At 57.9% G+C, this 21897-nt stretch carries 21 protein-coding genes and 1 pseudogene; 19 read left to right on the forward strand and 3 right to left on the reverse strand.

The window, feature by feature from the left end; genetic code table 11:
• Window positions 1-2: 2 nt before the first annotated feature.
• The 4 genes from H6B31_RS06940 to H6B31_RS06955 all read left to right on the forward strand — a co-directional run bounded on the left by H6B31_RS06940 (window position 3) and on the right by H6B31_RS06955 (window position 2513).
• A complete protein-coding gene (locus tag H6B31_RS06940; RefSeq protein ID WP_204897892.1) occupies window positions 3-935 on the forward strand; it encodes a class II glutamine amidotransferase in 933 nt (310 codons plus the stop codon).
• 193 nt (window positions 936-1128) lie between these two features.
• Entirely contained in the window at window positions 1129-1608 is a 480-nt protein-coding gene (locus tag H6B31_RS06945) for a DUF3990 domain-containing protein (RefSeq protein WP_430691878.1), read from the forward strand.
• A complete protein-coding gene (locus H6B31_RS06950) occupies window positions 1598-2041 on the forward strand; it encodes a hypothetical protein (RefSeq protein WP_204897893.1) in 444 nt (147 codons plus the stop codon). The genes H6B31_RS06945 and H6B31_RS06950 overlap by 11 nt, the downstream gene beginning before the upstream one ends.
• 322 nt (window positions 2042-2363) lie before the next feature.
• The gene (locus H6B31_RS06955; RefSeq protein ID WP_204897894.1) at window positions 2364-2513 is read left to right on the forward strand and encodes a hypothetical protein; all 150 of its coding nucleotides are present in this window, start codon (window positions 2364-2366) and stop codon (window positions 2511-2513) included.
• Window positions 2514-2819: 306 nt separating this feature from the next.
• Here H6B31_RS06955 and H6B31_RS06960 read toward each other — a convergent pair whose 3' ends face one another.
• Window positions 2820-3299: a hypothetical protein gene (locus tag H6B31_RS06960; protein WP_204897895.1), complete on the reverse strand. Its 480-nt coding sequence runs from the start codon at window positions 3297-3299 to the stop codon at window positions 2820-2822.
• A 151-nt stretch (window positions 3300-3450) separates the two neighbouring features.
• Here H6B31_RS06960 and H6B31_RS06965 point away from each other — a divergent pair, with 151 nt between their 5' ends.
• The 4 genes and pseudogenes from H6B31_RS06965 to H6B31_RS06980 all read left to right on the forward strand — a co-directional run.
• Complete coding sequence (locus H6B31_RS06965; protein WP_204897896.1) at window positions 3451-4128, forward strand: DUF3990 domain-containing protein; 678 nt, start codon at window positions 3451-3453, stop codon at window positions 4126-4128.
• The gene (locus tag H6B31_RS06970; protein ID WP_204897897.1) at window positions 4109-4753 is read left to right on the forward strand and encodes a helix-turn-helix domain-containing protein; all 645 of its coding nucleotides are present in this window, start codon (window positions 4109-4111) and stop codon (window positions 4751-4753) included. The genes H6B31_RS06965 and H6B31_RS06970 overlap by 20 nt, the downstream gene beginning before the upstream one ends.
• A 180-nt stretch (window positions 4754-4933) precedes the next feature.
• On the forward strand, window positions 4934-6577 hold the full coding sequence (locus tag H6B31_RS06975) for a recombinase family protein (protein WP_204897898.1): 1644 nt from the start codon (window positions 4934-4936) through the stop codon (window positions 6575-6577).
• Window positions 6565-6849 (forward strand): annotated as a pseudogene (locus H6B31_RS06980) (sporulation stage IV protein A); the annotation flags it as partial. The gene H6B31_RS06975 and the pseudogene H6B31_RS06980, both read left to right, overlap by 13 nt.
• Before the next feature lie 146 nt (window positions 6850-6995).
• Here H6B31_RS06980 and H6B31_RS06985 read toward each other — a convergent pair.
• Window positions 6996-7616 (reverse strand): Crp/Fnr family transcriptional regulator, encoded by a 621-nt coding sequence (locus tag H6B31_RS06985; protein WP_346014047.1) that lies wholly within the window; start codon window positions 7614-7616, stop codon window positions 6996-6998.
• A 217-nt stretch (window positions 7617-7833) separates the two neighbouring features.
• On the opposite strand from H6B31_RS06985, the gene leuC reads away from it, so the two are divergent.
• The 11 genes from leuC (at window position 7834) to mtnA (ending at window position 21292) form a co-directional block, all read left to right on the forward strand.
• On the forward strand, window positions 7834-9096 hold the full coding sequence (gene leuC / locus H6B31_RS06990) for a 3-isopropylmalate dehydratase large subunit (protein ID WP_204897899.1): 1263 nt from the start codon (window positions 7834-7836) through the stop codon (window positions 9094-9096).
• A gap of 262 nt (window positions 9097-9358) precedes the next feature.
• The gene (locus H6B31_RS06995) at window positions 9359-9844 is read left to right on the forward strand and encodes a 3-isopropylmalate dehydratase small subunit (RefSeq protein WP_204897900.1); all 486 of its coding nucleotides are present in this window, start codon (window positions 9359-9361) and stop codon (window positions 9842-9844) included.
• Window positions 9841-10917, forward strand: a complete 1077-nt coding sequence (gene leuB / locus H6B31_RS07000; RefSeq protein ID WP_204897901.1) for a 3-isopropylmalate dehydrogenase — start codon at window positions 9841-9843, stop codon at window positions 10915-10917. The genes H6B31_RS06995 and leuB overlap by 4 nt, the downstream gene beginning before the upstream one ends.
• Before the next feature lie 1181 nt (window positions 10918-12098).
• Window positions 12099-13298 (forward strand): pyridoxal phosphate-dependent aminotransferase, encoded by a 1200-nt coding sequence (locus tag H6B31_RS07005; RefSeq protein ID WP_087289545.1) that lies wholly within the window; start codon window positions 12099-12101, stop codon window positions 13296-13298.
• Between the two features lie 235 nt (window positions 13299-13533).
• Entirely contained in the window at window positions 13534-15378 is a 1845-nt protein-coding gene (locus tag H6B31_RS07010) for a TIGR03960 family B12-binding radical SAM protein (protein WP_204897902.1), read from the forward strand.
• Window positions 15371-16036 (forward strand): TIGR03936 family radical SAM-associated protein, encoded by a 666-nt coding sequence (locus H6B31_RS07015; protein ID WP_204897903.1) that lies wholly within the window; start codon window positions 15371-15373, stop codon window positions 16034-16036. The genes H6B31_RS07010 and H6B31_RS07015 overlap by 8 nt, the downstream gene beginning before the upstream one ends.
• 1879 nt (window positions 16037-17915) lie before the next feature.
• Window positions 17916-18341: a Holliday junction resolvase RuvX gene (gene ruvX, locus H6B31_RS07020; RefSeq protein WP_204897904.1), complete on the forward strand. Its 426-nt coding sequence runs from the start codon at window positions 17916-17918 to the stop codon at window positions 18339-18341.
• Window positions 18342-18358: 17 nt separating this feature from the next.
• The gene (locus tag H6B31_RS07025; protein ID WP_204897905.1) at window positions 18359-18649 is read left to right on the forward strand and encodes a putative quinol monooxygenase; all 291 of its coding nucleotides are present in this window, start codon (window positions 18359-18361) and stop codon (window positions 18647-18649) included.
• 48 nt (window positions 18650-18697) lie between these two features.
• Window positions 18698-19531: a 4Fe-4S binding protein gene (locus H6B31_RS07030; RefSeq protein WP_204897906.1), complete on the forward strand. Its 834-nt coding sequence runs from the start codon at window positions 18698-18700 to the stop codon at window positions 19529-19531.
• Between the two features lie 5 nt (window positions 19532-19536).
• Window positions 19537-20214 (forward strand): class II aldolase/adducin family protein, encoded by a 678-nt coding sequence (locus tag H6B31_RS07035; RefSeq protein WP_204897907.1) that lies wholly within the window; start codon window positions 19537-19539, stop codon window positions 20212-20214.
• A 1-nt stretch (window position 20215) separates the two neighbouring features.
• A complete protein-coding gene (gene mtnA, locus H6B31_RS07040; protein WP_204897908.1) occupies window positions 20216-21292 on the forward strand; it encodes an S-methyl-5-thioribose-1-phosphate isomerase in 1077 nt (358 codons plus the stop codon).
• A gap of 62 nt (window positions 21293-21354) precedes the next feature.
• Here the strand turns inward: mtnA and H6B31_RS07045 are convergent, their stop codons facing one another.
• Window positions 21355-21771, reverse strand: coding sequence for a hypothetical protein (locus tag H6B31_RS07045; RefSeq protein ID WP_191345519.1), 417 nt, complete (start codon window positions 21769-21771; stop codon window positions 21355-21357).
• Window positions 21772-21897 lie beyond the last annotated feature (126 nt).

The raw sequence follows: 21897 nt of genomic DNA on the forward strand, positions 1-21897 counted from the left end.
CCATGTGCTGTTTATTTGGACTCATTGACACGGCTCAGTACTTTACCCGCCAGCAGAAAAATGACATTCTCCACGCATTGGCTGCGGCCAGTGAAGCCAGAGGGCAGGACGCTACCGGAGTTGCATACTGTCACAACGGGGCCTTGATGGTGCGCAAGCGTCCGGTTCCCGGCCACGTATTCCCGCTCCAGATTCCCTATGATGCCGCTGTAGTGATGGGGCACACCCGCCTGACCACCCAGGGCAGCGAGAAAAAGAACTACAATAACCACCCATTTCTGGCCTCTGCTGGTACAGGAAGCTTTGCCCTGGCCCATAACGGCGTGATCCGCAACGACCGGCTCCTGCGAAAGCAGGAGCAGCTTCCGGCCACCAAGATTGAGACAGACAGCTATATCGCCGTTCAACTCCTGGCCCGGAGCGGCGAGGTCAGCATGGACTCTCTCCGGGATATGGCGGAGCGGCTGGAGGGCTCCTTTTCCTTCACCGTTCTGGATGACCAAAATAATCTGTACTTTATCAAGGGAGACAGCCCGCTCTGCCTGTACCATTACCCGGAAATAGGCGCCTATCTCTACGCATCCACAAAGCCGGTCTTGGAGCGGGCGTTACAGCAGCTCCCCTTTGCTTTAGATAATCCAATTCAAATTCCGCTGAACTGCGGCGAGATTTTGCAGATCACGGCGGATGGGGAGGGGAGGAGGGAGCCCTTTGACGACAGCAAACTGCTCTACGGTCTCTCCTATAGCCGGTACACTGCACCCTCCTGGTGGGGCTTTGGCGGTTCTGCCCGCAACGCCGAGTCTGGCCACCTGGCCGCACTGAAATCAGTTGCGGGATACTTCGGGATCGCCCCATGGGAGATTGACCGGCTGATAGAGGCGGGGATTACGGAGGAGGAGATTGAGGAATATCTATATGGCGGTGAAATGTAGAAGCTGAATCTGCTAACAACTTTCAAGGGATGCAAGGCAATTCGCTTTATTCTATTGTGGGGCAATGAAATGCAAAAAAGGGCCTATGAAAAGCAAAGGAAAAATAAAGAAACATAATTGACTTCGCTTAAAATTATGGCTATCCTTAGTAATGATAAGGAAGATTTTGCATGACTTTCTCTGGTAAAAAACTGTGGAGGCAATTGCTATGATTTTGTATCACGGCAGCAAAAAGATCGTAGAGTCCCCCGAAATTCGGATTGCGAAATATAACAAGGATTTTTACTTTGGCTTTTACTGTACTCTGCTTCCTGAACAAGCAGTTCGTTGGGCTACGCGTTTCGATGGCACAGGATATCTAAATGAGTATCTCTATACGCCAAATGATGATTTGAACGTAAAGATCTTTCCAGAAATGACGGAGGAATGGTTGGATTTCATTGTTTCCTGTCGCCTGGGTCATTCCCATACTTACGATATAGTGGAGGGGCCAATGGCGGACGATACGATTTTCAACTATGTCCAGAACTTTGTAGACGGGAAAATCAGCCGCGAAGCCTTTTGGGCTCTGGCAAAATTTAAAAAACCAACACATCAAATCAGCTTTCATACCGCCCGCGCGCTGACTACACTATCTTTTGTCAAGGGAGTTGAAGTTCACGATGAAGAATAACAGCGCCTTATTTTATACTTGCAGCCTCATTGAGTTTATTGGCCGAAAACAGAAGCTGAAACGGTCCAAGCTGGTGGAGCTTATGGGGCGTAAGACAATCGAGCGGATTTACCGTTATGCAGACGTGCTTCACTGTGAACCGATTGAAAAGACGGCGGATGACTTTATCACAAACTTAAACATCCCAGAGAGCACCTTCGACAATGTAGCGGCCTGCCGGTACACCGTACCAGATTATTGGACGGTTGGAGAAGTTTATGAACGTCTGATTGAGGATGTTTCCGGTGATGATACTGAGCACATCATAGACCGTCTGATGGAGGTCTACACCTCGTGGATCGACGCCGTGATTTCCAATTATAATACGGATTTCTACTATCAATCCCGGGAATATATCTACACCTGCTATCTGGAAGGGAAGATCTGCGCATAGAACTCATTCATTTCAGTACTGATAGAAAAATTGTCCGCCATCTCTGTATCTTGAGATGGCGGACCTTTTTACGCCGTGACATAGTATAAAATACGGAAATTGAACTGAAACAACACAAATCCCTGCTCCGAATTTGATAAAGTGCCGGCCTCCGCTTTGTAATATTTCACAAGCAAAGGTCGGCACTAATTTCACATAAATTACAACCGGAAGGAGAGATTTTGGAGAATCAATCATGTCTTATTGTAGATTAATTTGTATTGAAGTATCTGTGCATGGAACGGTCAGAGAAAGCATATAGTTGTCCCATGGAGGGAGTGCTATGTTAGAACAAGCGAAAAATGAGCTGATCTGTGAAATTATGCTGCAAATAAACGAGAATTTGTACATAAAAGGGGAAATAAGCCGAGAATTATACGAACAGGCAAAAATAAAAATTGTAGAGAAAAGTGTGCGGAAGCAGAAGGTATAGGGCGGGAGTTACCGGCTCTGCAAAGACCTCGAAAGGAAAAAACTGTATCGCATCTAGAAAACATATTGATCGAATTCTGAAGAAGATCGGCACTTTTAAAATGAATGGAATAGCACCCTGAAACGGTGCGGAGTGATCCGCACCGTTTTTGCATACTAAAATAAATAAAGAATTGGGTGTGAGACAGAGACCGTAGTTCAGCCGATGCCTATTGACCGTCGTTTTACGATTTTTGTGCGTAGAGCTCCTGCAAATCTTCAATGGCCATTTCCACATCAAAGCTGTGAAAACTCTGTCAGCAGTCCTTCATGGTCTCTGCTCTGGCAGTCTGAAAATGGCCTTGCTGCTCTCACCGGTGTAATAGTGCCAATAGCGGCAGGTGTAGCAAGCCCAGTACATCACCTCGACGGAATAGAGTGTGCCCGCTTTCTTTAATCCACCCATTTCGTCGTTTAGTTCTTCCAGGATATACTCCTTACCGGCCCATTGCAGGTGGTCATAGGAGTCATCCAGTGCTGCGGCTGTCCGGCTGTTCATAAATGCTTGAATAAATGCAGGGCAGTCATACCAGAGGTGGTCTGAACACAAAGCTCCATACCATTGTAGACGGACTGAGCAATCCAGTGGAGTTTCTCCTCTCAGCCAGAAATCCGCTGGAATCGCCTGATTCCAGCGGATTATTATATGAAGAAAACCACTTGCCGGGCGAGTAGTTTTTTTGATCCAAGGAGACGGTCCTCTTTTCGGGACCGTCTTTTCTTTGTCAAGAAGGGACTGAGCAGGCATATATTAGAACCCTGTTCTTGGAAAACGAATAGGGGGCGGTATGCTCTAAGTAACTTCTTAATCATGTAATATTTTCTGAACTTCCCCAATCTGCATTGACAAATACTCCTTTGGGAGTATACTTAAATGTAAGATTGGAGATGATACACCTATGATCAAAAAACTCTATCACGGTTCCTCAACTGTCATTGAGAAACCTTTATTTGGATATGGTAAACCCTACAACGATTATGGTCTCGGCTTTTATTGTACTGACAGTCTTGAGATGGCGAAAGAATGGGGAGTTGGCAAGGATCAGGACGGCTATGCCAACTGCTATGAAATCGAGTGCGAAGGTCTGCAAATCCTTGAACTGAATGCACCGGAATACTGCATTTTGCATTGGCTTACAGTGTTGCTGCAAAACCGCGAGTTTGATGTTCCCTCTGGTCTGGCATTGGAGGCGAAGGAATATCTGCTTGCCCATTTTTCCATTTATTATGAGAACTTCGATGCGATCATTGGGTATCGTGCCGATGACAGCTATTTTTCGTTTGCACAGGATTTCATAAATGGTACCATTTCTTACCGTCAGCTTAACAATGCGATGTATCTTGGCAAGCTTGGTCAGCAGTTCGTTCTCAAAAGTAAGAAAGCATTTGATCGAATCGAGTTTGTCGGCAGCGAGATTGCCGAAAGCAGCGAATGGTACGCAAAAAAAATGCTGCGGGACAAAACCGCCCGCCGCGAGTACTTCAGCGTGGAACGAAACCGCCGGCAGCGTGGTGATTTATATATTACGCAAATTATAGATGAGGAGATGATGCCCGATGATCCGCGCTTACGATAAGGTTTATCTTGACAAAGCCCGCACTGTCCTTGGCCGTATGCTGGACTTTGCGGTGTATGATCTTAAATACGATATTACTGAATTCTTCGATTTGTTCATCCAGTCCGGCGTTGCAAAACGCTTTGAAAACGGTGATTTCACTGTTATTGTTGGTATGTCCGGTGTGGAGCTTGCTTATGAAGTGCTTGAGCAATCCGGCGTGGAAAGCGAACGCATCAAACCAAACTATACCGTCTCACGGAGCGAGGAGTTTTGGACGGGCTGGGCATTGGCATATTATCAGTGGGAAACATCTATGAGCTTTGCGGAGATTGTGCGGTATGTTCCCATCAAAGATATAGTAGCCCTTTACCAGCCCTATCATGAAATGGATATTCGCCAGTTCGTCGATAAGATGAATACCCTGTATAAAGCGGCGAAACCGGAAACAAATCTTAAATTTCTGCGTCAGAAAGCCGGTTTAAGTCAACGCGATCTTGCGGATTTGTCCGGTGTTCCAATACGCACGATCCAACAATACGAGCAACGGCAGAAGAACATCAACAAGGCCCAGGCGGAGTATCTTGTTGTGCTGGCAAAGGTGCTGTGCTGTGAGGTAGGGGACTTGATGGAAAAAATAGAATAGAAAAATCGCGACTTCTCAAGCAAAGCTATGGCGATGTAGAGGAGGCCGTATTTTTTATAAGTTAACATAATTTGAAAACCGGCTGGTCCTTTCTAACTTCTCCTAAGGTTGAAAACGCCCATTGACTACCACTTAAATTTAATTTATAATGGAACAAACAGAAGTTAAGGAGGCGTGTTCTTGGACTTATATGAAATTCGTATTGCGCTTAACGCGGGGAAGAGCATTTATGACCTTCCTCTCAGAGTGACCTATTACGCCCGTGTCTCCACCGACAAGGACGAGCAGATCCATTCCCTCTCAGCTCAGGTGCAGTATTACTCTGATTTTATCCGGAAGTGTCCGAATTGGACTTATGTTGAGGGATATGTTGATGAGGGGATCAGTGGAACCAGCGTTCGTAAGCGGGAAAATTTCTTGCGAATGATTGATGATGCGAAAGATGGACGGTTTGACTTTATTATTACGAAGGAGATCTCACGCTTTTCGCGCAATACCTTGGACAGTATTCAATACACCCAGGAGCTGCTAAAGAGTGGGGTAGGAGTGCTGTTCCAATCGGATAATATCAATACACTCATGCCGGATGCAGAATTGCGGCTTACGCTCATGTCAAGTATTGCGCAAGACGAGGTGCGCAAGATTTCCGAGCGGGTAAAGTTTGGTTTTAAAAGGTCTATTGAGAATGGAACTGTCCTGGGCAATAACCGAATCTGGGGGTATCAAAAACAGAATGGCAGCTTGGTCGTTAACGAGAAAGAGGCAGAGATCGTTCGCCTGATCTTTGAACTCTATGCCAACCAGAGAATGGGAATCCGGACGATTGCGAACTATTTGACCGACCACGGATACAGAAATACCAACGGGAACGGCTTTTCATTCAGCACCATTCGGGGGATATTGAGCAATCCCAAGTATAAAGGCTACTACTGCGGAAGAAAAAGTACAAAGATTGACTACAAACTTAGTACCATTAAAAATTTCTCGCCGGATCAATGGGTCATGTACAAAGACGAGCAGAATGTTCCGCCCATCGTATCTGAGGAACTATGGGAGAAAGCAAACTTAATCTTAGCAAAGCGATCTGCCAAACAGAGCGCAGAGGACAAGAGTAGCTATCAAAACAAGTATCCATACAGTGGCAAGGTTATCTGCGGGATTCACCACGAACCTTACTACCGCTCCTTGTACCGCTATAAAAGCGGCAATAAGGAAGTCTGGCAGTGTCAGGAGTATTCCAAGAGGGGAAAGGGTGGCTGCCGATCCCCAATCATTTATACAAGCGAACTGGACGACATTATGAGAAAGTCCCTGGAAGAAGTCACCATGCACAAGGCCGAAATCGTCCATGAGCTGATCCAAGTCTACAGTTCCATAGAGAGCGGAGCAGAGATTGAAAAAAGTGTTACGAAATGTAAAATGGATATGGATGACATCCTTCGCAGGAAAGATAAGCTCCTGGACTTAAGCATTGATGGCAGGATTACAGACCAGGAGTTTAGTGCTCGGAATAATCGGTTTAACGAGGAATTGGAGAAGTTGCAGCAGCAACTCCAAGAGCTGGAAGCTGAGAGATTGAAGAATAAGGATATGATGCAGTCGATTGATATGCTTCGTCAAGTGATTACTAAAGAGCTGAATTTTGAGAATGGTTTCTCTGAAGGCGTGATCGACACACTGCTGGATCACATTGAGGTAAATGGGACCGATAAGAAGAACGAGATCTCGGCGAAGGTTTACCTGAAAGCCATGCCGGAAGCACAAAAATATTCAATCCAGCGAATAAGGGGCAACACTTCTGTTTGTACCAGACAATACACATGATAAGAGCCGATATTGAGACTGAGGTGTCCCCCATCGTGGGCAGCGAGAAGCAGAGCGAGGAGATGATCCACTACCTGCTCCAGGAGTTCGAGGGGGACACGGCGAAAATCTGGCAGTCCAACATCTTCGGCAAGTCCTTCCACGAGCTGGTGGGGGAGGACCTGAACGCCAAGGTGAAGCGCATGCCCGAGGACGCCCGGGAGAAGCTGCGGGAGACCCTCCAGCGGATCATTAACGAGGGCTCCGGGGGGCTCATCTGCATCATTTTATAGGGCCCAATTGGATCGGCAAAGCACGACAAACGCCGGGATAGAACTTTTGTTCTATCCCGGCGCAGTTTATGAGACCAATTTTTGTGACCGCATGCCCCTCAAAATAGAACATGTGTTCTAAACGGGCGCTTCTCCATAAAAAGCATTCAGGTCTGGCACAGGGCCCGCAGTTCCTCCGGCCGCAGCAGGCGCACCTCCCGGTAGCCCAGCTCCACCCAGCCCCGGCGGGCGAAGTCGTTGAGGGTGCGGCTTACCGTCACCCGGCTGGCGGAGATGGAGGCGGCCATCTCGTCCTGGGTGCTGTGGACGGTGGAGAGCCGGTCGGCCCCGGAGAGCAGGAACCGGGCCAGCCGCCAGGGCACCGGCCGGAAGGCCATGTCGTCCAGCTGCTCGGACAGCAGGCGCACCGTCCGGGCCAGGTACTGGAGCATGGACATGGCCAGCTCCGGGTCCCGGGCCACCGCCTGGGTGACCACCCCCCGGTCCATGGGCACCAGCTCGCAGGGGGTGAGGGCCACCGCCGAGGACACCCGGGGCAGCTGGTCGAAGAAGGAGGCCTCCCCAAAGAGGCTCCCCGCCTGGTACACGTTGAGCACCCGCTCCGCGCCGCCGTCGGACTGGATGAAGCTCTTCACCCGGCCCTTCTTTAAATAGTAGAAGCAGGTGGCCTCGGTGTTCTGCAAGTAAATGAGGTGGCCCGGGGAGCACCGCACCTCGGGCAGGGTCTCGGCGAAAGCGCGCCAGCGTTTCAGATTGAAGCCGTCCACTTCCAAATAACCACCTTTCTTAAATTAGGAATTAGAAGTTAGGAATTAGGAATTATCAGATCGGACGGAAGTGCCGCTGTCCAGGTGGGAACCGCCGCAAATTCCTAATTCCTCATACCTAATTCCTAATTTTACAAAGATTGTATCACATGTAACATTCTTTTTCCACCGGTCCTGCTAAACTGTACCCAAGAAAAATGAGGAGGGATCATTCGCTATGGGAATGACAATGACCCAAAAGATTCTGGCCAAGCACGCCGGTCTGGACCACGTGGAGGTGGGCCAGCTCATCGAGGCCAAGGTGGACATGGTGCTGGGCAACGACATCACCACCCCGGTGGCCATCACCGAGTTTGAGAAGGCGGGCTTCACCCAGGTGTTTGACAAGGACAAGATCTCCATTGTCCTGGACCACTACACCCCCTGCAAGGACATCAAGTCCGCTGAGCTGTGCCTGCAGGCCCGGAACTTCGCCCACAAGCACGAGATCACCAACTTCTTCGACGTGGGCCAGATGGGTGTGGAGCACGCCCTCCTGCCCGAGAAGGGCCTGTGCGCCCCCGGGGAGATCATCGTGGGGGCCGACTCCCACACCTGCACCTACGGGGCGGTGGGGGCCTTCTCCACCGGCATCGGCTCCACCGACATGGCCGCCGCCATGGCCACCGGCCTGCTGTGGTTCAAGGTGCCCGCCGCCATCAAGGTGACCCTCAAGGGCAAGCTCCAGCCCTATGTCTCCGGCAAGGACGTGATCCTCCACCTGATCGGGGAGATCGGGGTGGACGGCGCCCTGTACCAGTCCCTGGAGTTCACCGGGGAGGGGGTGGCCTCTCTGTCCATGGACGACCGGTTCACCATCTCCAACATGGCCATCGAGGCCGGCGGCAAGAACGGCATCTTCCCCGTGGACGAAAAGACCATGGAGTACATCAGCGGCCGGGTGAACCGCCCCTGCGAGGCCTTCGAGGCCGACCCCGACGCGGTGTACGCCCGGGAAGTGGTTATTGACCTGGACAAGCTGGAGCCCACCGTGGCCATGCCCCACCTGCCCGAGAACACCAAGGTGGTGTCTGAGGTGGCCGGCCTGCCCATCAACCAGGTGGTCATCGGCTCCTGCACCAACGGCCGCATCAGTGACCTGAGGGCCGCTGCCGCCGTCCTCAAGGGCAGGAAGGTGGCCGACGGCGTGCGGTGCATCGTCATCCCCGCCACCCAGGAGATCGTCCTCCAGGCCATGCAGGAGGGTCTCATTCAGACCTTCATCGAGGCGGGCTGCGCCGTCTCCACCCCCACCTGCGGCCCCTGCCTGGGCGGCCACATGGGTGTCATGGCCGAGGGGGAGCGCACCGTCTCCACTACCAACCGCAACTTCGTGGGCCGCATGGGCCACGTGACTTCCGAGGTCATCCTGGCCTCTCCCGCCGTGGCCGCCGCCTCCGCCGTGGCCGGCTGCGTAGCCGACCCCCGCGCGCTTTCTTGAAAGAAAGCGCGGCAAAGAACTTTGTGCGAAACTGCGTTTCGCCTCTGGGCTGACTGTAGGATCTCTTGAACTAGACAGCAGGGAGGACCTGCGTGACAGGACAAGATTATGTCACGCAGCGCACCAGGTTCTTTGAAATCCTGTATACGGGACCTGGGGCTTACGATCCCTGAGTGGTCCCAAAAGGACAGGTATAAAGTTCTTTTTGCTCCTTTTTCTTTCAAGAAAAAGGAGGAACAACTCAGAAAGGATTGACGAACCAATGAAGGTTTACAAATACGGCGCCAACGTGGACACCGACGTGATCATCCCCGCCCGGCACCTGAACGACCCGTCCCCGGCGGCTCTGGCCTCCCACTGCATGGAGGACATCGACCCCGACTTCGCCTCCACCGTGGAGGCGGGGGACATCGTGGTGGCCGGTCCCAACTTCGGCTGCGGCTCCAGCCGGGAGCACGCCCCTCTGGCCCTGAAGTCCTGCGGGGTGAAGTGCGTCATCGCCCCCTCCTTCGCCCGCATCTTCTACCGCAACGCCATCAACATCGGCTTCCCCATCGTGGAGTGCGCCCAGGCGGCGGAGGAGATCCAGGCCGGCGACCAGGTGGACGTGGACTTCTCTACCGGCGTGATCACCGATACCACCCAGGGCAAGACCTGGCAGGCCGCGCCCTTCCCCGAGTTCATCGACGGCATCATCAAGAGCGGCGGCCTGCTCAACTCCCTGAAGGCTCGGGGGGTGGCGAAATGAACTACAAAATTGCATTGATCCGCGGCGACGGCATCGGCCCCGAGGTGGTGGAGGAGGCCGTCAAGGTCATGGAGGCGGTGGGCGAGAAGTTCGGCCACACCTTCACCTTTGAGGACGTGCTCATGGGCGGCTGCGCCATCGACGCGGTAGGAAAATCCTACCCCGACGGCACCGCCGAGAAGTGCAAAGCCTGCGACGCAGTGCTCCTGGGCGCGGTGGGCGGCCCCAAGTGGGGCCACTCCTCTGACCCGGAGAAGCGCCCGGAGACCGCCCTGCTGTCCATCCGCAAGGACCTGGGGCTGTACGCCAACCTGCGCCCCGCCGCCCTGCGGCCCGCCCTGGCCGACGCCTGCCCCCTGAAGAAGGAGACGGCGGAGAAGGGCATCGACCTGATGATGGTCCGGGAACTCACCGGCGGCATCTACTTCGGGAAAAAGGAGCGCTATCAGACCGAGGACAGGGGGGAGGAGGCCGCCGACCGGATGGCCTACTCCGAGAAAGAGATCGAGCGCATCGGCCGCCGGGCCTTTGAACTCTCCCGGCTCCGCCGGAAGAAGGTGTCCAGCGTGGACAAGGCCAACGTGCTGGAGACCTCCCGCCTGTGGCGCTCCGTCATGCACCGGCTGGCGGAGGAGTACAGCGACGTCCAGTATGAGGACGTGCTGGTGGACAACGCCGCCATGCAGCTGGTGAAGGACCCCAGCCAGTTCGACGTGGTGGTCACCGAGAACATGTTCGGGGACATCCTCTCCGACGAGGCCTCCATGATCACCGGCTCCATCGGCCTGCTGCCCTCCGCCTCCATCGGCGATACCGCCCCCGGCCTGTACGAGCCCATCCACGGCTCCGCCCCCGACATCGCCGGCCAGGACAAGGCCAACCCCATCGCCACCATCCTGTCCGTGGCCATGATGTTCCGCTACTCCTTCCACCTCTCCGCCGAGGCCGACGCGGTGGAGCAGGCCGTGGATGCCGTTCTGGCCCAGGGCTGGCGCACCCCCGACATCGCCGAGCCCGATGTCACCCCCATCGGCACCCAGGAGATGGGGCGGCGCATCCGGGAAGCACTGTAAGCATTTATCACTTTACAGATAATCTGATTGCTGAAAAGGGCGGCCGTTTGGCCGCCTTTTTCCGTGGAATTTCTTTTAAGCCTTCCCCCTGGGGGGGAAGGTGCCGAGCACATGCGAGACGGATGAGGGGGCAGATTTTGGATTGGGTTTGTTGTATGCGGAGAGATTTCGCCGCTCCGGCGGCGAGTGACTTTCTGGACGGCCAGAAAGTCACCAAAGAACCGCTGGGGACGCGGCCGATGGACTACGGCTCCGCTGTGCTCCGCCTAGGTCCATAGGACCGCTTTCCCCAGACCCCTATTACGGGGGACGCGTACCTGTGAGATAGAAGAAAATTTTCGGCGCACAAAATTTGAGTGGCTATCTAAATTCCCGCCGCCCCACTGGGGGCTGACTATTCAAAAATTGCCGCCGGTGCGGTTCCACAACAGCGCCTGGCTTGGTTGAGCAAATGCTCCCGGTACGTATTCTGGCGGGAGTCCCAAGGGGCTCCCCTACCTATGTTTGGAAAGCCTTCTTGAGATTCGTAGGGGAGGGGCTTGCCCCTCCCGTGGGCCGGTCTGGGACCGGCCCCTACAAAAAAGGACAGCTTTTGTATATGCCGTGTAGGGGCGGGTGTCCTCACCCGCCCGTCAGGTTTCAGGCAAGTGGATGTAGGTGCGACCCTCGCGGTCGCCCGTGCCGGATACGGAATCAGGCTTCGTTCCCCCATTGGTAGGGGCGGCACACCGGGCGGCCCAGGAACGGCCCGATGAGGGCATCGGGCCCTACGAAAAAAACGCAGCGGTTCCCCGTGTTCGCCGTCTCCCTGAGCCGCACTTGAGCCCCGCCGCAGCAAAGACGCCATCAAGCAGGGGAGTGCCAAGCTCTCGATTACCACCCAGTCAGCGAAATCCCTCCCCAAACTTGATATGAACCCCGCAGCACCCATCCCTCCATTTTGCATTTTGCATGGAACCCATGATTCATTTTTGATGAAATTTAGCAAATCAAGGGTTGCAATTTGAAAGGCCGGAGGATATACTATAACACAGTGCGAATCCGTGGGACGGGCGTGGACAGGACACAAGCGGCCCGGTCCCGGAATGGCGGAATAAAGCAGGAAATCCTGCATAATTTCGCAAAGCAAGACCTATGATAGAATAGAATCCTGCAATTATGTTTAACGGAGGTAGAAGAGTATGAAAGAGTTGTCTAAGATCGCATTGGCCATTCAGCCCTCCACCACCCTGGCCATCGATTCCATGTTCAAGCAGATGAAGGCGGAGGGGCAGGACGTGGTGGGCTTCGGCGCCGGCGAGCCCGATTTCCCCACCCCGGACTACATCAAGGAGGCCGGCATTGAGGCGATCCGCAACAACGACACCAAGTACACTCCCTCCGTGGGCACCGTGGAGGTGCGCAAGGCGGTGTGCCAGCGCCTGAAGGAGGATTGCGGCATCGAGTACCAGCCCGCCGAGATTGCCGTGTCCAACGGCGCCAAGACCTGTGTGTACGCCTCTCTGCGGGCCCTGGTCAACCCCGGGGACGAGGTCATCCTGCCCGCGCCCTACTGGGTGAGCTACATCGAGCTCATTCAGATGGTGGGCGGCGTGCCCGTGGTGGTGAACGCCTCCGAGGCCGAGCACTTCAAGATCACCCCCGAGAAGCTCTCCGCCGCCATCACCCCCAAAACCAAGTGCATGATCCTGAACAACCCCTCCAACCCCACCGGCATGATGTATGACCGCCAGGAGCTGGAGGCCATCGCCAAGGTTTGCGTGGAGAAGGACATCTATGTGATCTCCGACGAGATCTACTACCGCCTGGCCTATGACGGACGGGAGTTCACCAGCCTGGCCGCCATCAGCCCCGAGATCAAGGAGCGCACCCTGATCGTCAACGGCGTGTCCAAGTCCTACGCCATGACCGGCTGGCGGATCGGCTATGTGGCCGCCCCCGCCCCCATCGCCAAGGTCATCGGCAACTACCTGGGCCACTGCACCGGCAACCCCTGCACCATCTCCCAGAAGGCTTCCGCCGTGGCGCTGTCCGCCTCTCAGGAGTCCGTGGACCAGATGAAGGCCGCCTTTGAGGAGCGCCGCAACTACATGGTGGAGCGCATGAACCAGATCGAGGGAGTCAGCTGCATCAAGCCCGAGGGCGCGTTCTATGTGATGATGAACATCTCCAAGCTGGTGGGCAAGGAGCTCTTCGGCCACGTGATCAAGGACGCCGACGACTTCGGCAATCTGTTCCTGAAGTACGGCAAGGTGGCCGTGGTGCCCGGCACCGGCTTCGGGGCCCCCGACTTTGTCCGCTGGTCCTACGCCACCTCCATGGAGAACATCAAGGAGGGCCTGGACCGCCTGGAGAAGTTCCTGAAGGGCGAGGCTGTGTAAGGTTTTTCTCCCTGTCACAAAAAGCGCCGCGTATGCGGCGCTTTTTTCTGTCCTCCGGCGCGCCGGAGAGAGGGGAGGCTGACTCTCCGGCCTGGGGTCCGCCCGGCCCGGCCGGCCTCCCAGGGGAGGAAAAACATGCCAAATGCAATTTACCTCGAAAAAAGGGGTTGTCATACGCCCTGGAAACAGGTAAAATAATCTTTACCATTTGTACAACGAGAGATGAGGGAGCAACATGAATCGGACGCTGGAACACATCCTGCCCAAGGTCCAAAAGCCCGCCCGGTACACAGGCGGAGAATATAACGCGGTGGTCAAGGACCGGAGGGCGGTGGACGTCCGGTACGCCCTGTGTTTCCCGGATACCTATGAGATCGGCATGTCCAACCTGGGCTGTCGGATCTTGTACGGCCTGATGAACCAGCAGGAGGGCGTGTGGTGCGAGCGGTGCTACGCCCCCTGGGGGGACATGGAGGAGGAGATGCGCCGGGAGGGCCTGCTCCTCTACGGCCTGGAGAGCGGAGACCCCATCTCCGACTTTGATATCATCGGATTTTCGTTGGGGTACGAGATGGCCTACTCCAACGTGCTGAACATGCTGGACCTGGCCGGGCTGCCCCTGCGGTCGGAGGACCGCCCCGAGCTCACCCCGCTGATCGTGGCGGGGGGGACCTGCGCCTATAACCCGGAGCCCCTGGCCCCCTTCATCGACCTGTTCGTCCTGGGTGAGGGGGAGGACGTGACCCTGGAGTACATCCAGCTCTACCGTCAGGCCAAGGAGGAGTGCTGGTCCAAGGAGGAGTTCCTCCAGGAGGCCGCCAAGATCGAGGGCATCTACGTCCCCTCCTTCTACGAGCCCATCTACAACGAGGACGGCACCCTGGCCGAGATGCGCATCAAGGAGGGCTCCGGCGCGCCGGAGATGGTGCGCAAGCGCATCGTGGAGGACATGGACAAGTCCTACTTCCCGGTCAAAACCATCATCCCCTCCACTGAGATCGTCCACGACCGGGTGATGCTGGAGCTGTTCCGGGGCTGCATCCGGGGCTGCCGCTTCTGTCAGGCGGGGTACACCTACCGTCCCGTGCGCAACCGGGACCCCAAGCTCCTGGCCCAGTACGGCAAGGCCGCCTGTGAGGACTCGGGCTATCAGGAGATGACTCTGTCCTCTCTGTCCTCCACCGATTACCCCTGTCTGCTGGAGCTGTGCGACGACCTGCTGGACTACTGCGCCCCCCGGGACATCGGGCTGTCTCTGCCCTCCCTGCGGGCGGACACCTTCTCCATGAACCTGATGGAGCGCCTCCAGCGGGTGCGCAAGGGCGGCCTCACCTTCGCCCCCGAGGCGGGGACCCAGCGGCTGCGGGACGCCATCAACAAGAACCTGCGGGAGGAGGACCTCCTCCAGTCGGTGCGCACCTGCTTCTCCGGCGGGTGGAACGGGGTGAAGCTCTACTTCATGCTGGGCCTGCCCACCGAGACCGACGAGGACGTGCTGGGCATCGCCGATCTGGCACGAAAGGTATATTTTGCCTGGAAGGAGTGCTCCCCCAACAAGGCCCGGGGGGTGCGGATTACCGTCTCCACCTCCTGGTTCGTCCCCAAGCCCCACACCGCCTTCCAGTGGGAGGCCCAGATCACCCGGGAGGAGTACCAGCGCCGGGTGGACCTGCTGCGGGACGCCCTGAAGCGGGACAAGTCCATCACCTACAACTGGCACGACCCGGAGACCAGCTATCTGGAGGCCGTCTTCTCCCGGGGAGACCGGCGGCTGGCCGACGTGCTGGAGTATGCCTGGCAGCACGGGGCCAAGATGGACTCCTGGAGCGAGTATTTTGATTTCCAGCGGTGGATGGACGCCCTGAAGGCCTGTGGGGTGGACGGGGACTTCTACGCCCACCGGGAGCGGAAGCGGGACGAGGTCTTCCCCTGGTGCCGCATCGACCCCATGGTCACCCCCGCCTTCCTGTGGCGGGAGCGGGAGCAGTGCTATTCCTCCCAGACCACCCCGGACTGCCGCACCCGTTGCTCCGGCTGCGGGGCCAATCGACTGTTGAAGGGAGGGGTGTGCAATGGCTGACCGCCTGCTGTTTTCCAAGACCGGACGGGCCAAGTACATCTCCCATCTGGATTTGATGCGCACCTTCCAGCGGGCCTTTGCCCGGGCGAAGATCGCCATCAAGCACACCGAGGGGTTCCATCCCCACCCCTTTGTGTCCATCGCCCTGCCCCTGTCGGTGGGCTACTCCAGCCAGTGCGAGATCCTGGAGTTCGGACTGCTGGAGGGGACCCCCTATGAGGCGGTGCCCGCCCGGCTCACCGCCGCCATGCCCGAGGGCATCGTGATCCACCAGTGCTACCCCGCCCAGCGCAAGCTCAAGGAGCTCACCTATCTCAACTACATTATGAACTTCGAGTACTCCGAGGGCCGCCCCCAGGAGACGGAGCCCGCCATGCAGGAGCTCCTCCGCCGGGACAGCCTGGTCATCCAGAAGAAGAGCAACAAGTCCAAGAAGGGCTACACCGAGGTGGACCTGATTCCCCTCATCCGCAGCTTCAACCTGGAGTGCCAGAGCGACACCCTCACCCTGGATGCGGTGGTCCAGGCCCAGAACCCGGGCCTCAACCCGGAGCTCATCCGCGCCGCCTTCTGTCAGGCCTATCCCGACCTGACCCCCGATTTCGTCACCTTCCACCGGCGGGAGGTGCTGGACGGGGAGGGGAAGGTGTTCCGCTGATTTTTCTCTTTTGTCCCTCTGGGCGGCCCGACGGGCCGCCCTTCTTTTTTATATCATTTAGATAAGAGCTGGTCCGATAGAGCGTGGACAAGTCCCCGCCGCCCGCTCTTTTTAAGCCTTCCCCTTGGGGGCCGACTCCCCTTGTCAAGGGGAGATGTCGCGCAGCGACAGAGGGGATAGGGAAAGGTGCCCCAGTGCGCACACTGGGGCGGATGAGGGGGCAGTCCGAGGAACAAGTATCGTTAGAAGAACTCTGTAGGGCGGGGGATCGCCCCCGCCGCCCTATTTTCCAGGGTTTCGCCATCTCCGCGCTAAGAGCCGCCGCTATGCGGCGGTTGCGCTCCGAAACGCGCCTGTGGGCGCAGTGCGGGGCGAGTTCCTTTTCCACGTGGAAAAGGAACCAATGGCCCAGACCACCCTCTCTTGGCCCTTCGGGCCAATTCACCTCGAAGACGCTAGGGGGCGGGCGCAATCGGCAGAAGCGGCTGCGCCGCCCCTGCCTCCATGCCGCCCGTCCCCTAGAACCCCATTACGAGGGGACGCGTACTTGCTAGGTTTTGCAGCACTTCCGGCGCGCAAAATCTGAGTGGTTTTCCGAGGTTCAATCCGGGCCACCGGGCCCTGGCTTTCCAAAAATTGAAGCTGGTGCGATTCCACATCGGCGCCTGGCTTTGCCGAGTAGGTGACGGCTGGTGCTGAGCCGTAGGGCGCGGCCTCCTGGACGCGCTGCATAAATCTGCGGGCCGGTCTGGGACCGGCCCCTACGCGAAAAACGCACTCGCCTCTTTATTCGCCGTAGGGGCGGCCACATGGGGCCGCCCGCCATTTTCTGAGGTGCATCCTGGCGGGAGGCCCAAGGGCCTCCTCTACCCATAGAGAATGGACTTCCTGGAGAACGGTAGGGGAGGGGCTGAAGGTGAATCGGCCGAAGGCCGAGAGAAGCCACCCTGGGGTGTGCCCCTCCCGCGGGCCGGCCAGTGTCCGGCCCCTACGACAGAAGGAACAGCTTTCTGTATCCGCCGTAGGGGCCGCCCGCCCGAGCCTTCCCCCTTCAAGGGGGAAGGACGATTCCCACTATCAGGGGGAAATGTCCCGAAGGGACAAAAGGGGTAGGGGGGCACGACCGAAGGTCGTGACGGATGAGGGTGACTTCTTAGCTTGCACGTCTCCCGGCGGGAGCCCCAAGGGGCTCCCCTACCCAAACTCGGAAGGTGTCCTTGAAATCCGTAGGTGAGGGGCTGAAGGTGAATCGGCCGAAGGTCGAGAGAAATCACCCTGAGGTGTGCCCCTCCCGCCGTTCTAAGATACGGCGGCCCGGCCAGTGTCCGGTCCCTACGCAAAAAACGTACCCGCCTCTTTATTTGCCGTAGGGGCGGGTGTCCTCACCCGCCCGACAGGTTTCAGGCAAGTGGGGGTAGGGGCGACCCTCGCGGTCGCCCGTGTCGGATGCAGAATCAGGTTTCGATTCCCTTCGCAGGGGCGGCGCAGCCGTTTCTGCCGATTGCGCCCACCCCGTGGCGCTTCTCAAGGTGAATTGGCCCGCAGGGCCAAGAGAAGGTGGCCTGGGCCATTGGCTTCTTTCTGGGCGTCCAGAAAGAAGCTCGCCGCCGGGGCGGCGAAATATCCCCACGACAGACGCAGGAACTCTATCATTGCCCCCTCATCCGTCTGGCCTAGCGGCCAGCCACCTTTCCCTATCCCCTCTGTCGCTTCGCGACATCTCCCCTTGACAAGGGGAGTCGGCCCCAAGGGGGAAGGCTAAAATAGGACGGGGCGGCGAAACTCCCCCTCAAAAAAGTTGTCCCTCCCTTGTAATTTCCCCCATTTTACGGTATAGTGGTAAGAGACATTTTGACCAAACCAAGAGAGGAGAGAGGCCATGCGCATCATGGCAATTGACTACGGAGACGCCCACACGGGGGTGGCCATCTCCGACCCCACCGGCCTGCTGGCGGGGACCACCACCACCATCCACAGCCGGAAGGACCAGGCGGTCCTGGAGGAGCTGCATAAGCTGGTAGAGCAGTACCAGGTGGACGAGCTGGTGATGGGCTTCCCCCGGAACATGGACGGGACGGAGGGCCCCCGGGCCCAGCTCTACCGGGACTTCGCCCGGCAGGTGGAGGAGGCCACCGGCCTCAAGCCCGTGCTGTGGGACGAGCGGCGCACCACCATCGATGCCCACCGCATCCTCTTTGACGCGGGGAAGAACGCCAAAAAGCGGAAAAAGACGGTGGATGCGGTGGCCGCCTCCCTGATCTTAGAGGGGTATCTCACCTTCCGGAGGACCCGGGGGGAAAATTGACGAAAGAGGGTTTTCTTATGCTTTTGATACAGGTGACCTACACCATGCGCCCGGGACAGCGGGAGGCCTTTGTCCGCAAAATCCGGGAGAGCGGCATTCTGGACGCCATCCGGGGGGAGGATGGCTGTCTGGGCTACTCCTACTACCTGCCCGAGGAGGAGGACGGCACCCTGCTGCTCATTGAGAAGTGGACCGGCGCTCCGGCCCAGAAGGCCCACCTGGAGACCCCGCACATGAAGCAGATGGCCGCCTTCAAGCCGGAGTACGTGGCGGACACCAAGCTGATTTCCTGTACCATTCCGGAGTGAGCGCACCCCGCCGCAGGCGGACGAGATATATGTGAGGAGGAAGTTTTTATGAACATCAAAACGGTCTGGGCCGTCTATTTCAGCGGCACCGGCACCACCGAGAAGGTGGCCACCACCCTGGCCAAGGATTTAGCGGAGCGGCTGGGAGCCGGGTACGATACTTACTGCTTCAACCTGCCCCAGGCCCGGGAGAAGGACCTGTCCTTCGGGCCGGAGGACCTGGTGGTGCTGGGCACTCCGGTGTACGCCGGGCGGGTGCCCAACCTGCTGATGCCCTATGTGCGGGACCACATCAAGGGGAACGGCACCCTGGGGGTGCCCGTGGTGCTGTACGGCAACCGGAACTACGACGACGGCCTCATCGAGCTGCGCAACCTGATGCGGGATAACGGCTTCATGCCCGTGGCCGCCGGGGCCTTCGTGGGGGAGCACTCCTTCTCCAAGGTCCTGGGCGCGGGCCGTCCCGACGGGGATGACATGGCCCTGGTGGCCCAGCTGGGGGAGAAAACGGCCGAAAAGGTGAAAGCCTTAACAGAGCTTCCCGCCCAGGCGGTCTCCGTCACCGGCTGTGACCCCATCCGCCCCTACTACACCCCCCGGGACCGCCACGGGGAGCCCATCAAGGACTTCCTGAAGGCCAAGCCGGTGACCGATCCGGACAAGTGCGTGAAGTGCGGGCTGTGCGCCCGGCTGTGCCCCATGGGCTCCATCGACCCCGCCGACGTGTCCAACGTGGCGGGCAAGTGCATCAAGTGCTGCGCCTGCGTGAAGAAGTGCCCCACGGGAGCCAAGTATTTCGACCACGAGGGCTACCTGTACCACCAGCACGAGCTGGAGGACCAGTACGCCGGCCGCCGGGCCCCCAGTGAGATCTTCGTGTAAAGGATATGGGCCATACAGAACTTGTACTGCGGGAGGAGCTGTGCCGTGCGGCACAGCTCCTCTATCAGCGGGGCTATGTGGTGGGCCACGACGGCAACCTGTCCCTCCGCCTGGGGGAGGACCGCATCCTCATCACCCCCTCCGGGGTGAGCAAGGGCCGCCTGGAGCCGGACATGCTGGTGGTGTGCGATCTGGAGGGCCGGGTGCACTCCGGGGAGCGCTACCCGTCCTCCGAGACGGCCATGCACCTGCTGGTCTACAAAGAGCGGCCCGACGCCGGGGCGGTGGTCCACGCCCATCCCCCCATGGCCACCGCCTTCGCCATCCGGTGCACGCCATTGAAGGAGCCCTATCTCACCGAGACGGTGAGCGGCCTGGGGGAGGTGCCTGTGGCCCCCTTCGCCATGCCCTCCACACAAGAGGTGCCCGAGAGCATCCGCCCCTTTGTTGCCCATCACAGCGCGGTGCTCCTGGCCAACCACGGGGCCCTGGCCTGGGGCCGGGACCTGTGGGAGGCCTTCGACCGCATGGAGACGGTGGAGCAGACCGCCAAAATTTACGCCTGGGTCCAGCTGCTGGGCGGGGGCGAGGCGCTCACTCAGGAACAGACTCAGGGGCTGCTGGCCCTGTCCGGCCGGTATGAGCGGCTGGCCGGCCGCCGGGAGCCCGGGAAGGAGGGCTGACATGGCAGAACAGGAGATCCTCAACGTCCGCCTGGAGGAGGGGGACAGGGGCGTGGTCCTGCTGGACCAGAGCCAGCTCCCCAACCGGATGGAGTACCGCACAGCGGCCCGGCTCCCGGACATGGTGGAGGCCATCCAGTCCCTGCGGGTGCGGGGCGCCCCCGCCATCGGCATCTTCGCCGGGTACTGCCTGTACGTGCTGGCCCGGCAGCTCATGGAGCAGGGGTTATCCGGTCCCGCCTTTTTGGATGAACTGGGCCGACAAGGGAAAGTGCTTGTCAGCTCCCGGCCCACAGCTGTAAACCTGGCTTGGGCGGTGGGACGGCTCACCCATCTGGCCGTCCGGATGTCCGGTGCGCCGGTGGAGGACATCGTCTCCGCCCTGGGGGAGGAGGCCCGGGCCATCCGCCTGGAGGACGAGGAAATGTGCCAAAAAATCGCCGAGCACGGCCTGTCCCTCCTGAAGCCGGGAGACGGGGTGCTGACCCACTGTAATGCGGGCCCCCTTGCCACCTCGAAATACGGCACCGCTCTGGGTCCCATCCTTCTGGGACACGAGCGGGGAATCCCCCTGAACGTGTTTGCCGACGAGACCCGGCCCCTCCTCCAGGGGGCCCGCCTCACCGCCTGGGAGCTGCAGCAGGCGGGGGTGGATGTGACCCTCATCTGTGACAACATGGCCTCCATGGTGATGAAAAACGGCTCTATTCAGGCCTGTTTTGTGGGCTGTGACCGGGTGGCCGCCAACGGGGACGCGGCCAACAAGATCGGCACCAGCGGAGTGGCCATTCTGGCCAAGCACTACGGCGTCCCCTTCTATGTGCTGGGCCCCACCTCCACCATCGACTGGACCTGCCCCGACGGGGACCACATCCCAATCGAGGAGCGCGACGGGGAGGAGATCCGCTCCCTGTGGTACCGGGAGCCCATGGCTCCGGCGGGGGTGAAGTGCTATAACCCCGCCTTCGACGTCACCGACCACACCCTGATCTCCGGCATCGTCACCGAGTACGGCATCTGCCGCCCGCCCTTCTCCCAGTCGCTGAAAAAGCTCTTTGAGACAATATCCAGCAAGTAAATTTACTTGTCAGTGTTTGATGCAAAAAAACAGCCGCCCAAAGGCGGCTGTTTTTCTCTTGCTTACGGCGTATCCAGATCCACCAGGATATTGTCGGTGCCGTGCTGCTCAAATTCGGCGATGTAGGCGTCGATGCGGCTGGTCAGTTCGTCGTAGTTGCTCTCGTCGATGGGAGCGTCGTCCATATCCCGGCGGGCCAGATCCTCCGCCAGGATGTCAAAGAACACATTGTTCTCATATTCCATAATGGCCTCGTGGATTCCGCCCTCCACAAAGGCGCGGGAGGGGACGATCTCCCCCTGATACAGCTCCGCCAGGGAGGGCATGCCCTCCAGCGCGGCCTTCCCGAACAGCAGGCTCTCCACCTCATCATAATCCGTAAAGCGCTGATCGCCCCGGGTGGAATTCAAGATCCAGTTTCCGATGTACACCAGGTCAAGCAGACGGCGAAATTGCTTTTGACTCAATTCCAGGTTCATTTCCATGGCCTCCTTTCCCAGAACCGAAGCAGGCGGTCGGGTCTTTCCTCACTCTATATTATAGTCTATGCGGGAGGGTTGTCAAATGGAGAAAGCGGGTTTTTCATGGAAATTTGGCCGGGCTGT

This window comes from Pseudoflavonifractor capillosus, from assembly GCF_016899775.1.
GTDB lineage: Bacteria > Bacillota > Clostridia > Oscillospirales > Oscillospiraceae > Lawsonibacter.